1 protein-coding gene is annotated in these 1628 nt (G+C 69.3%); it reads left to right on the top strand.

Annotation, left to right across the window (positions count from 1 at the left end):
* The first annotated feature begins 68 nt into the window (after positions 1-68).
* Entirely contained in the window at positions 69-1490 is a 1422-nt protein-coding gene (locus KWI83_RS37630) for an IS1380 family transposase (RefSeq protein WP_218518863.1), read from the top strand.
* Positions 1491-1628: the final 138 nt, after the last annotated feature.

Here is a 1628-nt window from a genome sequence, read left to right as displayed (position 1 = left end):
GGGCAGAAACGCGAAAGTGCCTTCTGAGCTGGGACGATGAACCTTGTCGAGGGGTTCTGTCGGTCCAGGTGGAAGGCACTTTCTACGTGCAGGGTATCGGTTCACGTCCCAAGCTCCACGTCTGCGCTGATGGTGCGGGGGTGGTCGGTCACGCCGGTGCACGGCTACTGGCTGATCTTGCCGATGCCACTGGGCTGACCAGCTTGTACTCCACCGCGCTGAGTCCACTTCGGCCACGCGGCACTGGTCATGACCCGGGCCGGATCGCCACCGACCTTGCGGTGATGCTGGCTGATGGCGGCGAGGCGATCGCGGATCTGGCCGTGCTGCGCGACCAGGGCGAGGTCTTCGGCCCGGTCGCCTCGACACCGACTGCCTGGCGGCTGCTGGCCGCCGTCGACGAACGCGTACTGGACCGTCTGCGCTCCGCCCGCGCTCAGGCCCGGGAAGTGGCCTGGCTGCAGGCATGCGAGACACGCTCCGGCATACCGGCGGCGAAGGCCGGTGGACGGGAAGTGCCCGGCCTGGTCCTGGACATCGACGCCACACTGATCACCTGCCACTCCGAGAAGGACCAGGCCGCACCCACCTACAAAGGCGGCTTCGGGTTCCACCCCCTGCTGTGTTTCCTGGCCAACACCGGCGAGGGCATGTCCGGGCGCCTTCGGCCCGGGAACGCCGGAGCCAATACCGCCGCGGATCACATCGCGGTACTGGACGAGGCTCTCGCACAGATCCCCGACGCACACCGGCACGGCACCGACATTCTCGTCCGCACCGACAGCGCCGGATCCGCAAAGTCCTTCCTCACCCACGTCCGAGAGCTACGTGCACGCGGAATCTGCACCTTCTTCTCGGTCGGATACGCGATCACAGAGCCGGTCCGCCGCGCGATCCGGGCCCTGCCCGAGCAGGTTCGGCACCCCGCCCCGGACCAGGACGGCACCCTCCGCGAGTCCGCCGAGGTCGCCGAACTGACCGGCATGGCCGACCTTGCCGGCTACCCGGAGGGCACCCGCATCATCGTCCGCCGCGAACGTCCCCACCCCGGAGCCCAGCTCTCGCTGTTCGACCAGGACGAGGGCCTGCGGCACCAGGTCATCCTCACCGACACCCCGTTCACCTCCGGATCGGCCCAATTCCTGGAGGTCCGCCACCGCGGACACGCCGCAGTCGAGGACCACATCCGGTGCGGCAAGAGCACCGGCTTCGGCCGCTTCCCCTCCCGCCACTTCCCGCTCAACGTCGCCTGGCTCGAACTCAGCCTCGCGGCGATCGACCTCCTCGCCTGGACCCGCGTCCTCCTGCTGGACGGCGAACTCGCGGCTGCCGAACCCAAGAAACTTCGCTACCGGATCCTGCACGTCGCCGCCCGGATCACCCGGGGCGGCCGCCGCCTCCGCCTTCGGATATCGGCGACCTGGCCCTGGCGACATGAACTCGCGGCCGCATTCCACCGCCTGGCAGCACTACCCCGACCCGCCAGCTGACGTGCCGTCCCCGCCCACCCTCGACTGAAGGACCTCGGAGAACCCGACCCCGCGTCGGGCCCTCACCATGCCCACCGGCCGACACGACCCCAGACGAACTCGCTCAGCCGCCCACCGCCCCCAACTGAAACGGCGAGG

This window comes from Streptomyces sp. TRM70350 (assembly GCF_019219825.1).
GTDB lineage: Bacteria > Actinomycetota > Actinomycetes > Streptomycetales > Streptomycetaceae > Streptomyces.
Note: the sequence above shows the minus strand (reverse complement) of the source record. Positions and strands in the feature narration are given on the sequence as shown.